This window comes from Nitrospirae bacterium YQR-1 (assembly GCA_039908095.1).
Lineage (GTDB): Bacteria > Nitrospirota > Thermodesulfovibrionia > Thermodesulfovibrionales > Magnetobacteriaceae > Magnetomonas.
Genome location: JAMOBJ010000019.1, coordinates 32549 through 48858 on the forward strand (window position 1 = coordinate 32549; position 16310 = coordinate 48858).

10 protein-coding genes and 1 tRNA gene are annotated in these 16310 nt (G+C 43.9%); 4 read left to right on the forward strand and 7 right to left on the reverse strand.

Annotated elements, in window-relative coordinates:
- Positions 1-129: 129 nt before the first annotated feature.
- From H7844_10105 to H7844_10115, 3 genes are read right to left on the reverse strand one after another with little or no spacing between them, the layout of a single operon-like run.
- On the reverse strand, positions 130-3213 hold the full coding sequence (locus H7844_10105; protein MEO5357636.1) for an efflux RND transporter permease subunit: 3084 nt from the start codon (positions 3211-3213) through the stop codon (positions 130-132).
- On the reverse strand, positions 3210-4295 hold the full coding sequence (locus H7844_10110) for an efflux RND transporter periplasmic adaptor subunit (GenBank protein MEO5357637.1): 1086 nt from the start codon (positions 4293-4295) through the stop codon (positions 3210-3212). Before H7844_10110 ends, H7844_10105 begins: the two co-directional genes overlap by 4 nt.
- Positions 4288-5637 carry a TolC family protein gene (locus H7844_10115; GenBank protein ID MEO5357638.1) on the reverse strand — a complete coding sequence of 450 codons (1350 nt, stop codon included), beginning with the start codon at positions 5635-5637 and terminating at the stop codon, positions 4288-4290. Before H7844_10115 ends, H7844_10110 begins: the two co-directional genes overlap by 8 nt.
- A gap of 282 nt (positions 5638-5919) precedes the next feature.
- On the opposite strand from H7844_10115, the gene H7844_10120 reads away from it, so the two are divergent.
- The gene (locus tag H7844_10120) at positions 5920-6432 is read left to right on the forward strand and encodes a thioredoxin fold domain-containing protein (protein MEO5357639.1); all 513 of its coding nucleotides are present in this window, start codon (positions 5920-5922) and stop codon (positions 6430-6432) included.
- 10 nt (positions 6433-6442) lie between these two features.
- On the opposite strand, the gene H7844_10125 is transcribed toward H7844_10120, so the two are convergent.
- The 4 genes from H7844_10125 to H7844_10140 form a co-directional block, all read right to left on the reverse strand.
- A complete protein-coding gene (locus H7844_10125) occupies positions 6443-8059 on the reverse strand; it encodes a response regulator (GenBank protein ID MEO5357640.1) in 1617 nt (538 codons plus the stop codon).
- A 392-nt stretch (positions 8060-8451) separates the two neighbouring features.
- Positions 8452-10266 (reverse strand): hypothetical protein, encoded by a 1815-nt coding sequence (locus H7844_10130; GenBank protein ID MEO5357641.1) that lies wholly within the window; start codon positions 10264-10266, stop codon positions 8452-8454.
- A gap of 55 nt (positions 10267-10321) precedes the next feature.
- Positions 10322-10789, reverse strand: a complete 468-nt coding sequence (locus H7844_10135) for a peroxiredoxin (protein MEO5357642.1) — start codon at positions 10787-10789, stop codon at positions 10322-10324.
- Between the two features lie 25 nt (positions 10790-10814).
- Positions 10815-10887 (reverse strand) — tRNA-Arg (locus tag H7844_10140).
- A 127-nt stretch (positions 10888-11014) separates the two neighbouring features.
- Here H7844_10140 and H7844_10145 point away from each other — a divergent pair.
- The 3 genes from H7844_10145 (at position 11015) to glnE (ending at position 16306) form a co-directional block, all read left to right on the forward strand.
- The gene (locus H7844_10145) at positions 11015-12517 is read left to right on the forward strand and encodes a B12-binding domain-containing radical SAM protein (protein ID MEO5357643.1); all 1503 of its coding nucleotides are present in this window, start codon (positions 11015-11017) and stop codon (positions 12515-12517) included.
- 43 nt (positions 12518-12560) lie between these two features.
- Complete coding sequence (locus tag H7844_10150; GenBank protein MEO5357644.1) at positions 12561-13379, forward strand: ABC transporter permease; 819 nt, start codon at positions 12561-12563, stop codon at positions 13377-13379.
- 98 nt (positions 13380-13477) lie between these two features.
- On the forward strand, positions 13478-16306 hold the full coding sequence (gene glnE / locus H7844_10155; GenBank protein ID MEO5357645.1) for a bifunctional [glutamate--ammonia ligase]-adenylyl-L-tyrosine phosphorylase/[glutamate--ammonia-ligase] adenylyltransferase: 2829 nt from the start codon (positions 13478-13480) through the stop codon (positions 16304-16306).
- The last annotated feature ends 4 nt before the right edge of the window (positions 16307-16310 follow it).

Sequence of the window (16310 nt, forward strand, 5' to 3'; positions counted from 1 at the left end):
TTTGAAGAGGCTTTTATACCAAACCAACGAAGTTAGACGATTGAATGCAACTTGCTATTAGGGAAGGGTAGGTACCCCGACCGTAAACAAGCAGCGCCTTCTCTGAACTCTTTTTTTTCTTTACTCCCCTCATCTTTTTCTCATTTCTCTAATCATTGTCATTATTTTCAACTGGATATCATCAAACAGGTCATAAGCGGAGGGGACAACCAGGAGGGTTAGGAACAGTGATGTAATAAGGCCGCCGATAGTGGCTACAGCCATAGGGGAGCGGAGTTCAGAGCCGTCTCCAAGGGCAAGGGCTATGGGGGTCATGCCGAAAATCATAGCGAGTGTTGTCATCAGTATCGGGCGCAGCCGTACCGGGCCTGCCTCAATGAGCGCCTCACGGCGGCTCATCCCCTGCTCCCGCAGCGTGTTGGTGTAGTTGACTAATAATATTGAGTTTTTCTTAACAAGACCCATTAGAAGAATAAGGCCGATGAAACTAAATATATTAAGCGTCATTGCGGTGATTAACAGAGCGCCGAAAGCTCCGATGAACGAAAACGGCATCGCAAGAAGTACGGTTACGGGGTGAACAAAACTCTCAAACTGTGCCGCTAATATCATATATGCCATAAAGATGCCAAGAAAGATTGCAAATGTCAGATAGTAAAACGATTCCCCCATCGTATCAGCCATGCCTTTGAAAATTCCGGAATAACTTGAAGGTAAAACACCGTCCGCTATTTTGCGTAGGTCTTCCATAGCCTCTCCAAGAGGTTTTTTCTCAAGATTTGCAAAAATGAGTACCGCCCGCTGCCTGTCAACCCGGTTAATTACCGAGGGCCCTCCGGCATCAACCATATTTACCACGCTGGAGAGTTCCACTAACCGCCCGTCTTTTGCACGGACGTAAATCCCTCCGATGTCGCCGGATTTGGTTCTGTCCTCAGGGTTAAGCCGTACCCTCACATCATAACGCCGCCCCCGTGCCTCATCTTTGTACTTTGATACGTCAACCTCGCCGCCGATAAGTAAATTTATCGCCTCAGCCACCGTCGCAATATCTATACCAAGGTCCGCCGCACGATCTCTGTCAACATATACCCGTACTTCAGGCTTGCCGGACTCCATCGATGTGTCAACATCCACTATGCCGGGAATTTTTGAAAACTTGTCCGTAATGTCCTTTGAGTAGCTCTCAAGTAAGGATAAGTCAGGGCCGAGAATGTTAAATTGAACAGGAGTGTTTCTCTGCCCGCCACCTAAGATTGATACATCTTCAACTGTTGCTGTCAGTCCCGGGATTTGGGATTTCAACAGCTTTCTTACCTCTGATTTTATCTCCTCCTGAGACTGTTTCCGCTGATTTTTGTCTGTTAATGTTATAAACATGGTGGCTTTATTTATCCCGCCTGTGCCGTGAGCATAAAACACGGTCTTAACCCCAGGGTACTTCATGACTATATCCTCAGCCTTTTTAAACATGTTGTCAACCGAGCTTACCGAATAATCCACCGGTGATTGAAGCCTTACAACAAAACGTGCCTGATCTTCCGGTGGAAGCATTTCCTTCCCGATAAATCTCACCATAAATATGCTAAACACAAATATGGCAAAACCAAATGCCAGTACCTTTAACCGATGCTCAAGTGAGTACTTAAGCAGACTCCTGTAGATGTTTTCGAGTTTCAGATAATGGAAGTTAAACCAAAGGTAAAAACGATGAAAAACAGAGTCATGTTTCGGTTCATTTTCAATTCTTAGAAACCTTGAGGCAAGCATCGGAGTAAGTGTAAATGAGACAAACATAGACATTAAAACGGCAAATACCACGGTCAGGGCAAACTGGATAAAAAATCTGCCTACCAGTCCTTTCATAAATGCAACCGGCAGAAATATGGCTACAATTGCAAGGGTTGTTGCCATAACGGCGAGGCCGATTTCATTAGTTGCAAATGAAGCCGCCTCCCTGGGTGACATTCCCAGTTTCATATGCCGGTGAATATTCTCTACCACAATGATGGCGTCATCTACCAGAATCCCTATTGAAAGTGAAAGTGCAAGCATACTCATATTGTTAAATGTAAAGTCTAAGAAGTGCATCATTGCAAAGGTTGACACTATGGATGTGGGTATGGCAAGGGAGCTAATCAGAGTGATGCGGAAGTTGCCAAGGAAAATCAACACGGCAAGGGATGCAAACACGCCGCCATAAACTAAGTGGTGCATGACCTCGTTTATCGAGCGTTTTATGAACACAGACTGGTCAAAACTGATTCCAAGAGTAAGGCCGGGCGGCAGTGTGTTTCTTATCCGTTTAAGTTCCTTCTTAACCCTGTCAACAACATCCACGGTGTTTGTTCCAGACTGCTTTTGAATGCCAAGCCCTACGGCAGGCTCGCCGTTAAATCTGCAAATAGAGCGGTTCTCCGCCATATCATCCAGAGCCTTGCCGACATCACTGAGCCTAACGGTTTTACCGTCTTTATGGGTAATAATGAGGCTGTTAAACTCCTCAGGTGATTTAAACTCCCCTTTGATTTTTACGGTAAACTCCTTATCGGTGCTTTCAATACGCCCCCCGGGAAGCTCAACGTTTCCCGCCCTCAGGGCACTTACTATATCACTGCCGGTTAAGCCGTATGCCCTGAGTCTTTCACGGTCAAGCCATATTCGTACCTGCCTGGGTCTCAGTCCTGTAGTCTGTATTGCACCCACTCCTTTTATCTTCTGAAGCGCCTCTTTTAATGTCTCATCGGCAAAAGTTGAAATCTCACGAACTGATTTTTTGCCGGTCAGGGCTAACCACAAAACCGCTATGCTATCCATATCTACTTTTGCTATAACCGGTTCATAAATATCCCGTGGGAGTGTTGCCCGAATTGCCGAGATTTTCTCTCTCACATCCTGTGCTGCAAGCTCTATGTTTCTGTCTAACACAAATTCCACGATAATGGTTGAAACCCCCTCGGAGCTGATAGAGGTGATTCCTTTAACACCGTTTATGGTGTTTACACTTTCCTCAATTTTATCCGTTACATCAATATCCATAATTTCAGGGCTTGCGCCGGGAAGCCTTGTGGTTACACTAATGATAGGGAAATCAACTTTAGGGAAGAGGTCAACTCCAATGGACGGGTAGCTGACAACACCTAAAAGTACAAGTGAAAGAATCATCATAGTGGCAAAAACAGGCCGGTTTATGGAAATATCGGGAAGTTTCACTTTCCAGTTACCTTAACCGTGGCTCCGTCAAAGAGCGTCTGCTGTCCGACAGTTACAACCTGCTCTGAGGCCTTTACTCCGTCATAGACCACGGTCAGGTCGTTACCTTCTGAATTAAAGCTTTGGCCGGTAATTACGTATCGCTGTTTTGCCGTGTTTGTGTCAACTACAAACAGTTTGGTTTTTTCACTCTCGTGAATCAATGATGTTGAGGGTACGGTCAGTACGTCACCCGCAACCCCAGCGTATATCGTAACGTTTACAAAATACCCGGCTTTGAGAGCACCGCCGGTGTTGTCAACAATTGCCTCAAGTTTAAGCATCCGGGTTTTATCGTCAAGTCCGGGGTAAACCATAGTTACCTTTGCTTTGAAGTTTTTTGACTGGAGAGAGTCAACAGAGAATTCCACCTCGTCGCCGGGTTTAATTAAAGATGCGTATTTCTGAGCAACATTAAAGTAGAGTTTAAGTTTAGATGTTTGAATAATGCTAAACATCGGTGTGCCATATCTTACGAAATCACCGGCTGAGACTTTTTTAAGCTCAATAGCGCCGGATATGGGGCTCAGCGGTTTGGTTTTAGAGAGTTTCTTCCCGGCAAGCTCAACCATTGCACTCATCCTTTGTGCCTCGGCCGCAGCAATTGCTTTTCTGGTAGATACGTCGTCAAATTGTTGCTTTGTGACCAGTTCCTCATCAAAGAGGGATTTCTTTCTTTCAAACTCAACTTTTGTGTTTGACAGTGTGGCTTGAGCCTGTTGATAAGCTTGTTGTGCTTTTGAGAGCTCAAGGGAGTAATCTCTGGAATCAATAAGCAAAAGTGGCGAGTCTTTTTTGACGGAGGCACCCTCGCTTACATAGAGCTGTTTAACAAGTCCGTCAACCTCACTGCTTACTGTAATCCGTTCAAAAGGCTCAAGAGTGCCGGTTGCCTCGATAAATGGTTTAAAAAAAACCGCCTTAACTGCTGTAACATGAACATTTATTGTTTTTTCCTCTTTGTTTACGGCTTCTTTTTTGTTGCAACCGGATGTAGCTGTTAAGAGCAGGAGTATGAATAAAATTGCTATCGTTTTAGCCATTGTTTTCCCTTTTCGTTGAAATAGATTTAAAAAAAAGGCCGACGGATCGTTTGAGTTTAAGAGCGGAGAGTGAGAGATCGTAGTAAGCCTCAGAGTACTGTTTTTCGGAAAGCAAAAAGAAGTTGTTAGCATCAATAACATCAAGGCTGGTGGCAAGCCCTGCATTATATTGTTTTGTGACGGAGATGTAGTTTTCTTTGGCATAGTCCATTTGTTTTTTAAGGTAGCCTATGGTTTTTTTCATAGTGATGAAAGTGTAGTAGGATGATTCGACGTCGTTTTCAAGAGATTTTTTTAAATCATAGAGGGCAAGTTCGGTTTGGTTTTTCTTGTGAGCAGCCTCTGCAACCTCCGCAACTCTCAGGCCGCCCTCAAATATAGGGAAAGACAATTTAACGGCTCCGTAGATTGTCTCAGGGGTGATGTTGGAAGAGTCCGGGGAGTCGTCTCTTTTTTGGTATATCCCCTCAACTGTGAGGTATGGTGAAAAGGCGCTCTTAGCATAATCTATCTGTTTTTTGGCCATATCTAAAGCGCAGAGGGCGGCTTTAATCTCTGTTCTTTCTGTGATTGCAGCTTCAATAAGACAGGTAATTTCGGTTGTTTTACATGATGAAATAATTGCATCTATGTCACTCTCATGTGTAGTTGTGTAGTCTTTCAGGATAAGTTCACCGCTTATACCTAAAGCTCTGGCAAGGGCGGAGGTTTTAATGCTAAGGTCATTTTGTGCTTTAAGAAGTTCAGAGGCTGCACCGGATAGTTCCGCCTGAGCTCGAAGAAGGGCGGTCTTAGTGATTTCACCGGCTTTAAGTTTAGTTTCAGATGAGTTTTTATAACTTGTAAGCCTTTCCGTATTATTCCGTGCAACGGCAACCGCCTTTTTGGCTTTAAGGACACCGAAGTACTGTGTTGCCACATCAAAGAGGACAGTTTCTTTTGTTGCGTAGAGTTCAAAGCCGGATTTTTCAATCCGTCTCTTTGAAATATCGAGACCTGCAAACTGAGCACCGCCCAGAGAGAAGTTTTCCTCAAGTTTAACACCACCAAGGAGGGTTTGCTCAGGCTGAAGCATGACATTATAACGATTATACTTATCACTGCTATATCTGTAGTACTGTCCATAGGTTGTAATAGCCGGCAGAAAAGCAGCCATGGCCTTATCTTTGCCTATTTTAGAAATACTGAGTTCCTCTTCGGGGATTTTTATTTTTTCGGAATTTTTTAGTGTTATTTCGTAAAGCTCATCAAGGGAATACTCATGTGCGTAGGTGCCGGCGGCAAAAGTTATAATAAGGAGCATTGCCGCCGGAAGTAGTTTACCAAAAATTGTAGTAAGCATTCACTAACATATAATTTGTATCATGAGTTTGTCAAGGGAAAAAATATGGGCAGGGTCTGCGGCTACGCAAATGCTTTTATAATGCATGTGTGTGTTGACGTGTATGTGCAAGTTTATTTATTGTAATACCAAGTTGCATTCATTCGATTAACTTTGTTGGCTTCGTAGAAAGCTCCTTGACGTACGAGCATAGTACGCCTTTGTCACTTTCTCCTTGCCGCCTCGTTACTCTTTTGACTGCAACTTGGTATAAGAGAAAAAAAAGGCAGTGGAGGCTATGTTATGAAGAAAATAACCGGGGTTGTAGGGATTTTTTTATTATTTTTAGTATGTGTTTATACCGAAGTTGTAAGGGCGGCTGAAAAACAGGAAATTCCAATAGAGAGCGCTCTGAGATTTGGGATGGGGAAAAATGTAGTTATTGAGTTTGATGATCCTGATTGCCCTTTTTGCAGAAAAATGAATTCATATCTAAATAGCAGGAAGGACATAACGAGATACATATTTTTTCTACCTCTTAAAGAAATGCACCCATTTGCCGAGGCTAAAATTCGCCTGATTTTATGTTCTAAGAATCAATGGAAAACTTTTGAAGAAACATTTGCAGGGAAATATGACAAAGACAGACCAGCCACCTGTAAAAGCGAAAATGTAGAGGAGACCATAAAGACTCACAAGTCCGTAGCGGAAAAACTTGGTGTCAACAGTACACCTTTTTTAATCGTAAATGGACAGCCGGTCAACGGGGCGGATATTCAGAGGGTTGAGAGCATCATAGGGCCTGCAATCAAATAATACCAAACAACTAAACGCTTTCAAGCCTGAGCATTTCCACATTGGGGTTTTTGTCAGCCTTGACTTTTTTATACTTATCAACAAGTTGCTGGAATTTATTGTTATCCGGGTCTATATCATTTATTCGATTAATGTATTTTTCACATTTATATAAGAAACGGTCATCTCTTCCATGCTTCTGTAAGTAACCAGTTATCGCCCTCAGTGCATTTAAATTTATAGTGAAATTTGAGGGCAAACCATCGGCAGCTTTTTCAAATAAATCTATGGCTTCAATGAGCATACCACTTTCAATTAAATCAACCCCCTTGTTGTTGATTCCAATAATCTCGGCCTTTGTATCTGCAACGAAAGCACTTCCCTCATCTGCCATACCTAAGTCCTTAAACGTTTCCTGTACCTTGTTTAATATATTATTTTCAGAGAAGTTATTTCTTACGACATACTTCATTAATTCCATACCCTTGTCTTTTTTGTTATTTTTAATAAAAGACTGAGCTATCTCAATGGCTAATTCGGGAGCCACTTTCCCGCCGAGTTTTTTGTATAGCTCTTCCGCCTCTTTTAAAGATGCCATAGACTTCTCACTTTGTTGAGTCTCTGCGTATATATGGCTCTCTGTTAGCGTTGCCTGAAGCAAAACCTCGTCACTGTCGGCAAAATCCGCCTTTACTTCCTTTATCATGTCAAGGGCTTTATTGGTATCATGTTTATTAACAAATACCTTAGCAAGTTGTGTATAGTCTGCGGAGTTTTTGAAGATTGAGGTTTTTCCCAGTTTGATAGCTTTTTTAAAGGATTGCTCAGCCGTATTGAAGTCCATATTAGCAAAAGCGATATTACCAAGTGCCCTTTGCCTGAATATTGCCTTTGGCGATGTGCTAACAGCCTTTTGCAAAACCTCCTGAGCGCTGCTTTTCTCTCCCAACTCATCTAACGCTCTGGCAAGCCAGTCGTAAGCAGGTATAAACTTAGGGTTCTCATCAATAAGCAATCTGAACGTATCAGCAGCTTTTTGAAACCTTTTTGTATGATAATACACTTTCCCCATGTTAAACACAGCCCATGGCATTTTGTGTTTACTTAATACTAAAGAATACACATCCTCAGCGTTTTTGTATTCACCGCTTGCCATGTAGATTTCACCTTTTATTTTCAAGACATCTGATTGGTATTTGGGTTGTTCCTGTATTAAGGAATCACACAAGGCGGTTGCTGCCGGATAATCTCTACGCCTGATTGCTGCATCTATCCCGGCAAATAACAGCTTTTTCTGCTCCGCTGTTTTAATGCGTGCAACAAGGTCTTTAGTGGTAAAGGGTTTTACTAAGTATCCGTCCGGTTGGTAGTCCATTACACCCATAACATGACTTATTGTATTTTCAGCCGTTATCATCATAAACATTGTTGAGTAACCAATTTTCTTCTTAAATGATAATTCCTCAAATATCTGATGGCCGTCCTTTTTGTCCTCTCCCAGGTTATAGTCGCAGAGAATTATATCGTATGGCTTGTTGGAAATTCTAATTATAGCATCATTTGCGTCATCAGTCATTTCTACAGATTTTGCGCCAAGAGATAAGAGGTTTCTCCTTAAGCTGTCTCTGAAGTCTCTGTAGTCGTCAATGATGAGAAATCTCTTGTTTTTAAGTACAGTCTCAACCGCCTGTTCCCGGCTATATAGTGTTATAGCGATTGCAGGCCTCCAAATATGCTGTTTTCAATATCTTTTTCTTGCTTCACTTCAACTCATGCTCCATCCACATTATTCGGCATTATACATTTAAAACTTTATCAATCTAACAAAAAAGAGCTTTTTCCCCACTCTTTTTCCAGCTGATACCTTGTTGCGTTTATAGAAATAATAGAATATTTGTGTTGTTTAACGTGATGAATAAAAGTTGGATTCCAGATTGGGGACCAGAATGACAAATAAAAAAACCTTCAAAAACAAACACTTGGAGAGAGTTCCTTAGGAGGTCCCTCTGAAATAACTGTGAACTTAAGCAGGCAGACTTATCAGCTTGATGTGTTGACTGACCATGTTGAGCCGTCAGATGAGGTAATGGTGGTTGAGCTGTTAACCGGTACTACAAACTTGCCGCCACCATATGCTATGGCTTTAAGGCTATAGGAAGAACCTGAGCTTGCAGTGCTCCATGAGGAGCCGTCACTTGATGTTATAATTTCACCTGAAGCGCCTATAATAACCACCAGAGATGATGATGCGGCAACAGCGTACAGGTCACTGCTTACTCCTGTATTGCTTGTTGCCCAGGTTGTGCCACCGTCTGATGAGGTTATAACCGTGCCGGAGCCGCCGGCTACTATGTGTTTGCTGTTATAGTAGGCTATCCCATAGAATGTCACACTGTAGAGTGTGGGCGGAGTGGTCCACGAGTATGCATCGGATGAGGTTAAAACAAGACCGTTTTCTCCTGCAACAATGTATTTGCCGCCATTGTAGGCAACAGTTTTAAATTTACTTGAAAATGCGTAAGTGGAAGTGCTCCATGATGAACCGTCGGATGAGGTTAATATTGTGCCTGAATCTCCGACAGCCAAAAAGTAACCGTTACCGTAGGTTACACCGTTGAGGTCGGAGGACGTGCCGGAGCTTTGAGAGGTCCATGTGGAGGCATCCGATGAGGTCAAAATATTGCCGCTTGCTCCTACAGCAACGAATGTACTGTTGTCGTAAGCTATTGCGTTAATGTCACTGCTGATGCCGGATGAGGCTGTTGTCCAGGATGTGCCGTCAGTTGAGGTGATTATAGCACCGGATGAGCCAACGGCAACGAATGTACCGCCACCATAAACTATCCCCTTGTAAGAAGTTGATGAAACCTCTGTGGTCCATGAGGTCCCGCTTGAGGAGCTTAGCACTGTACCCTGATCCCCAACAACATAAAACTTACTGCCGTCATAAATAACCTCTGTTAAATCGTTTGAAACCCCGCTTGAGCGTGACGTCCATGTTGAACCATCCGATGATGTCAACAACGTGCCGGAGCTTCCCACGGCAATGTAGAGGCTGTTTCCGTAAGCGGCGCTGTACAAAGTGGCTGTAACTCCACTTGTTCTGGAGGTCCAACTTGAGGCGTCGGTTGAGGTATAAATAGTTCCTGAGGCTCCGACAGCCATATAGGTGCTGTTTTCGTAAATTATGCTATAGAGAGTGTTTGACGTAAATGATGTCCCCGAACTCCAGTTTTTAGTATTTGTGGAGGTAACGATGGCGCCGCTCTGCCCCACAGCAACAAACTCACCACTGCTGCTGTTATAAGTTACTCCATAGAGAGTACTTGACGATGCCGCTGTGCGTGACGTCCATGCTTTACCGTCTGTTGATGTTAAAATAGACCCGCTTTCTCCAACAGCCACGTATGTGGAATTATCATAAATAACATCATTAAGGTCCTTAGTAATACCGGTTGAACGGGTGGTCCATGTTTTAGCGTCTGTTGAACTTTTTATAACACCGGAGGCGCCTACCGCTACATATAGACTACTTCCATATATAACTGCCTTAAGGGTGCTGGTTGTACCTGAAGTGCGGGTGTACCATGTAGAGCCGTCTGTTGAGGAGTATATCTTACCGGAGGCTCCTACAGTTACATAGGTGCTGTTACCGTATGTAATCGAGTTAAGTTTTACCGAGGTTATACTGCCTCCGCTTGTTGAATTATCAGATGAATCAGATGAGGAGGACGATGATGAGCTACTGTCAGAGCCGCCTAAACTCATACCACAACACGTCATTGTAAACAAAAACAGTACTGCCATAAGTGCCGGTACAAAGGACTGTGTTTTTTTATCAATAATCTTCATCAATTTTACAATATTATCTCAAACGTTAACCAATTGTCAAGTTTCAAAAATGTGTGATTTAAGAATTCAGTGCCTGCAGCACTGCCGCCACATGGCCCTTTACCTTAACGGCTCTCCAGTGTTTGAGGATTTTCCCGTCAGGGGAAATTATAAAAGTAGAGCGAATTACACCTTTAGCCGTTTTGCCGTACATTTTCTTTTCACCCCATGCGCCATATGCCTCAAGTGTTTTTTTATCGGTATCACTGAGAATCGGGAAATTAAGGGTGTGATTGTTCATAAATTTTCGGTGGCTGGCTGCATTGTCCGGACTTATAGCGCACACTGTGGCCTTAGGTTTAACGGCTGCCATGTTGTCTCTGAAATCACAGGCCTCTGTTGTGCACCCCGGGGTGTTGTCTTTTGGGTAAAAGTATAATACAAGAGGTTTGCCTGTACTTAAAAAATCCGACAGAGTAAACTTCTTCTCAATTCCGTTTTCATCAATTCCGTCTAACTCGAAATGCGGAGCCTGCTGTCCTTCCATTGATAATTCCCCCCTTATAAAAAAGTGCGCCTGAGAGGATTCGAACCTCCGGCCTGAGGTTCCGGAGACCTCCGCTCTATCCACTGAGCTACAAGCGCATTGGCATTATCATATAAAATTATTGCTCTTTAAATCAATAAGTATTTTTCTGCAAGTTGCTGAAATCAAGAAATGCAAAACCAACAGAAATTGACACAAAAACGCAAAATAAGTTAGTCTTTTCAGATGAGAAAAAAACTCTTATTAATTGAACCGCCTTTTTACAGGTTATACAAAGATACCTATGCGCTTGAGATATTCCCGCTTTCAATAGGTTATCTCTCCTCTGTTGTCAAATGTGATACCAACTGGGATGTTATGGCATATAATGCCGATTTCACCCCTAATGCCGAAATCATGCAGGTTAGCTATCTTGCCGGCGCCGGTTACAGAAACTATCTCAATAACCTCAAAGACCCAGGCTATAAAGTTTGGCAGGAGGTCAAAAAAACCATCTCCTCATATCGCCCCGATGTGATAGGAATAACCACCAAGAGCCAGAACTTTGCCTCAGCACGCACAATAGCTAAAATAGCTAAAGAGATTAATCCCAAAATAATAATCATAGCCGGAGGGCCGCATCCCACTATGGTGGGAAAGGATGTTTTCAAGTGCCCCGATATAGACGCTCTTGCTGTAGGGGAGGGAGAGGAGACGCTGGTTGATTTTCTAAGGAAAATACAATCCAGAGAAAGCCTCGATACTGTAAACGGCCTGATGTACAGGAAAAACGGGATTATATCGGTGACTCCACCAAGGGCCTATATTCAAGACCTCGACACTTTGCCGTTTCCACATCAAAGCGCTAAAGATGTGCTAAAGGACTACGATAAGTATCCTCTGTCAGCGTTTAAATCCATATTTGCAGCACGGGGTTGCCCCTATAACTGCCTGTTTTGCGGCTCACGCTACCTCTGGAGCACAAAGGTGAGATTTAGAAGCCCGGGGAGCATTGCTGCGGAAATCTCTGAACTCAGAAATCTCGGCCTTAACGTCATCCGTTTTGACGACGACACCTTCGGAGTCAACCGCAAGTACATATACGAACTTTCCGGCGCCATATCCTCCTGTTGCCCGGACATTAAGTGGAGTTGCGAAATTCACGTTAAACTCATTGATGAGGAAATTGTCTCCAGGATGAAAAATGCCGGCTGCTACAGTATCCAAATCGGCATAGAGTCAGGCAATAACGAAATGTTGAAGAAAATCAGAAAAAACATAACCATAGAGGACGCCTTTGCCGCCTCAAAGTTAATAAGGTCACATGGCATTGAGGTTCAAACGTTTTTTATGATAGGCTTCCCTGATGAAACCGAGGATACCCTCAAAGACACCATATCGGCAATAGAGAAAATAGACAGTGACGCTGTATCATACAGTATTTTTACACCATATCCCGGCACGGAGTTGTTTACAACATGTAAAGAACGCGGGCTGGTTGACGATAATTTTGACGTTTCTCTGTATAACCATCAGAGCCCGGCCAATCACTTCTGCTCACACATCTCACATGAGAGGTTTCGTGAGCTTGCCCTTGTGGCCGAAAAACTGGTAGATAAAAGGAATAATGTAAAAATGCTTAAGAGAGTGCTGTCTTTGGGCACGCTACGTCTTGTGAAAGATATGGGAGTGAGGGCTGCCGCATCAAAAGGGTTGTCCTTTGTTAGAAACTATCTCAATAATCGTTAAACGGGAGTACCCGAAAATTTTAAAAGATACAGCAATAGGACGCATGGGGTACAATGTGCTGGCTATATCCGGGGGAGTAGTGGTTCTTTTTCTGATTCTGGCAGCCGCATTTGCCCCCCTTATATCTCCATATGACCCCGATGCTATTGACAGACATCGGATACTGTCAGCCCCGGATATGTCTCACCTCCTGGGCACAGACGACCTTGGACGCGATGTGCTAAGCAGAATGCTCTACGGGGCAAGGATTTCCCTCTCAGTAGGGTTTGTCTCTGTTGGTCTTGCCACACTTATAGGCATAGCGGTAGGAGCGGCGGCAGGGTTTTACGGCGCTTTTATTGACAGGATAATAATGCGCTTTGTTGATATTATGCTTGCTATTCCAACTTTTTTTCTTATCCTTGCCGTGATAGCCTTTCTTGATTCAAGCATATGGAATATAATGGCCGTAATTGGGGTAACATCATGGATGGGTGTGGCACGACTGGTGAGGGCGGAGTTTCTGTCGCTTAAAACCCGTGAGTTCGTTCTTTCGGCAAAGAGCTTAGGGGCGTCGGATATCAGGTTAATAGTCCGGCACATGCTGCCCAATGCGCTTGCCCCTGTGATAGTCTCAGCTGTGCTGGGCATAGCCGGAGCTGTTCTTGTTGAATCAGCCCTGAGTTTTTTGGGTATCGGCGTGCAGCCGCCAACGCCAAGTTGGGGTAACATTCTATCCGCCGGTAAGGATAACCTTGAAATAGCGTGGTGGCTCTCGGTGTTTCCCGGTATGGCTATTCTGATTACCGTCCTTGGGTACAACTTGCTTGGTGAGGGACTGCGTGATATTCTGGACCCAAGACTATGGGATGGGCAAAGATGATCTTAAGCAGTGCTAACTATGACAAAACATTGTACAAAAACATCTATACATTGTGAGGAGAAAGGGCTCAAGGGGGCTTAGTCCCTTGCGGATGGGTTTTGAGGAAGGCGGCGCCTTCCCTAATTCTTTCTATTTTTTATATGTTATCTGTTGACGAATTATCATCAAATACGCCGGATGCGGGGCGGGCGCTTGGTAATTTAAGGGCTTTTTTTAAGGAGCATCCCAGCGTTGTAGAGTCACTTTCCGATGGCGAGTTACACTCTATAGCAGTGCTTTTTGGTTACAGCCAGTTTCTTGCTGCTTATGTGTTAAATGAACCGGAGCCGCTTGTCTTTGCTCTAAGGAGTATGGCAGTGGATGTAACTGCGGAGTATCTGCGTTCAGAGATGATTTCTTTTTCTCCTGAGACGGAGATAAACTCAAGACTCAGAAAATTCAAAAAGAAGTATCTCCTTTTAATAACCCTCCGGAACGTTACTAACAGAACCGACACAATAGCTTCCATGAAAGAGCTAAGCGCTCTTGCCGATGTGCTTACGGAGACTGCCCTGGCGGTTGTAAGAAAAACACTGGCTGAGCAGCACGGAGAGCCGCAGGATGACGCATTTTCTGTGCTGGCACTTGGTAAGCTTGGGGCAAACGAGCTAAACTACAGCTCCGATGTGGATTTTATATGCCTCTACGGTACGGCTTCAGGGCAAACCGGTGGAATTTTAAACCTAAGCGGTGTCAGGACAAACCGGATTAGCAATCATGAGTTTTACTGTAAAGTTACCGAGGGACTCAGCAAGGTACTCAATCAGAACACGGCGGATGGGTTTGTCTATCGGGTGGACTTAAGGTTGCGCCCGCAGGGCAGCAGAGGGCCGCTTGCAATGTCTTTGAATGCCTATGAGCAGTACTACGAATCATGGGGCAGGGAGTGGGAGCGGCTTGCACTCATCAGAGCACGACATATAGCAGGGGATGCCGCCCTGAGTGCAGAATTTTTTAAAATGACACTACCTTTTGTCTATAGAAAATACATTGATATGCGCTCTATTGATGAGATTAAAAAGCTCAAAAAAAAGATAGATTCCACATTTGATGAAAAAGACATAAAGAAAGGTTACGGAGGTATCCGCGAGATAGAGTTTTTTACTCAGGCTCTGCAGCTGGTCTATGGTGGACAATCTCCAATTTTAAGAGAAAGAGGACTGCTTATCGCCCTGCATAAGTTAACCCAGAAAAAGCTGATTGGATATGACGATTATTCAATTCTATGCAACCACTACCTGTATTTAAGAAAACTTGAGCACTGTATTCAGATGCTAAATGACATTCAAACCCACTCACTGCCAACCGATGTACAACAACTGGAGGCACTGGCAAGAAAGATGGGGAATAATACCACAGAAGAGTTCATGTCGTTGCTGCAAAATAAGAGACGGCAGGTGAGGCAAATTTATGATTCCCTCTTTGGAGCAAGCGCCTCAAGCACACCGGATGAGCAACAAAGCGTAGAAACCGTATTTGATAAACACAAGTCCGGCAAACTCATGGAGCTTCTCACGGAAAGGCAAATCCGAAACCCTGAGAGGGTAAACTACAGTGCCGGTAAGATAGCCGATACGATGAGTATCTTTCAAACGCTGCAAAGCAGAAAACTTCAGGATGCGATAATGCCTATATTTGCCGCTGCATCACTGGACTCAGTTAACCCTGAAATGGCTTTTAGTAATTTGCAGAGATTTTCTGAAATCCTTGTAACAACACCGCCGTACCTGGAGCTTTTTAACTCAAACCGGTGGCTTATTCATACGTTGGTTGAGATTTTTGCAGTGAGCCCGTATCTGACCTCTGTTGTAACCGGAGACAAAAAGTATCTGGATATGCTCTCCGGCGGCACTCAGGTTACAAAACCCCTGTCCGTTATGGTTCTCGAGCTTCAGGATATGCTTAAGTCCACTGGTTCTCTGTCAGAGGCGGTGTCGGCATTTAAGAAAATGGAGGAGCTCAGAATAGGAATTGCCTATATGAGGGGAACAAAATCACTTAGAGATACGCTTAAGGGGCTTAGCCGTATAGCGGATGCAATAATAAGGTGCATTGTACATTCCATATCCTCAGAGCTGAATTTAAATGTGGCTGGTTTTGGCAAGTTTGGCGGCAGGGAGCTGACTTTCGGCTCAGACTTAGACGTGGTGTTTATAGCTGATAATGCCCAGGATGAGAGCATAAATGCAGCATCTGAGAGAATATTGAGAACGTTGACAGCCTATACACGGGAAGGTTATACATATAAGGTTGATACAAGACTGCGTGCTGAGGGTTCAAAGGGACAGCTTGTAAATACTCTAAACGGCCTGTATGACTATTACATGAACAAAGCAAGGGTTTGGGAGATTCAGGCTCTTATCAAGGCACGCCCGATAACCGGCAGCCGGTGGTTTAAAAAGGAGTTTATAAGTCTTAAACAAGCGGTCATACCGGTTCGGGGAGCTGATGTTACAGCCCTTGAGATAAAAGCGATGCGGGGTAAAATCAAACGTGAACTTCTAAAACCCGGGGAAGGGCTAAACGTAAAACTTCAAAGCGGCGGCATTGAGGACATAGAGTTTCTAAGCCAGTACTTAGTGCTTAAGCACTCTGGTGAAAGGCCGTCAATTATAGTTCCGGGGACGGTTACCGCCCTGACCAGATTAGCCCGCTACGGTTTTTTACCTGATAAGGAAAAAACAACACTGATTAGAAATTATCTCTTATTCCGAAACCTTGAAACTGCATTACGCTTACGCGGCGAAAAAACACTTAAAGAAGACAGGGCAACACTGCAGGGAATAGTATCAGTGCCTGGATTTTCAGGGATTTCTGATTTTAAAGAAACAATTCATGCAGCTCTGTCTGAAACATCCGGCATCTGCGGCAAGTATGAAGTAATATAAGGGA

What these genes read in the sequence shown, in the direction of transcription:
- H7844_10120 (MEO5357639.1), top strand. Translation starts at nt 5,920, where the DNA reads ATGAAGAAAATAACCGGGGTTGTAGGGATTTTTTTATTATTTTTAGTA.
- H7844_10110 (MEO5357637.1), bottom strand. Translation starts at nt 4,295, where the DNA reads ATGGCTAAAACGATAGCAATTTTATTCATACTCCTGCTCTTAACAGCT.
- H7844_10150 (MEO5357644.1), top strand. Translation starts at nt 12,561, where the DNA reads ATGGGGTACAATGTGCTGGCTATATCCGGGGGAGTAGTGGTTCTTTTT.
- H7844_10145 (MEO5357643.1), top strand. Translation starts at nt 11,015, where the DNA reads ATGAGAAAAAAACTCTTATTAATTGAACCGCCTTTTTACAGGTTATAC.
- H7844_10115 (MEO5357638.1), bottom strand. Translation starts at nt 5,637, where the DNA reads ATGCTTACTACAATTTTTGGTAAACTACTTCCGGCGGCAATGCTCCTT.
- H7844_10135 (MEO5357642.1), bottom strand. Translation starts at nt 10,789, where the DNA reads ATGGAAGGACAGCAGGCTCCGCATTTCGAGTTAGACGGAATTGATGAA.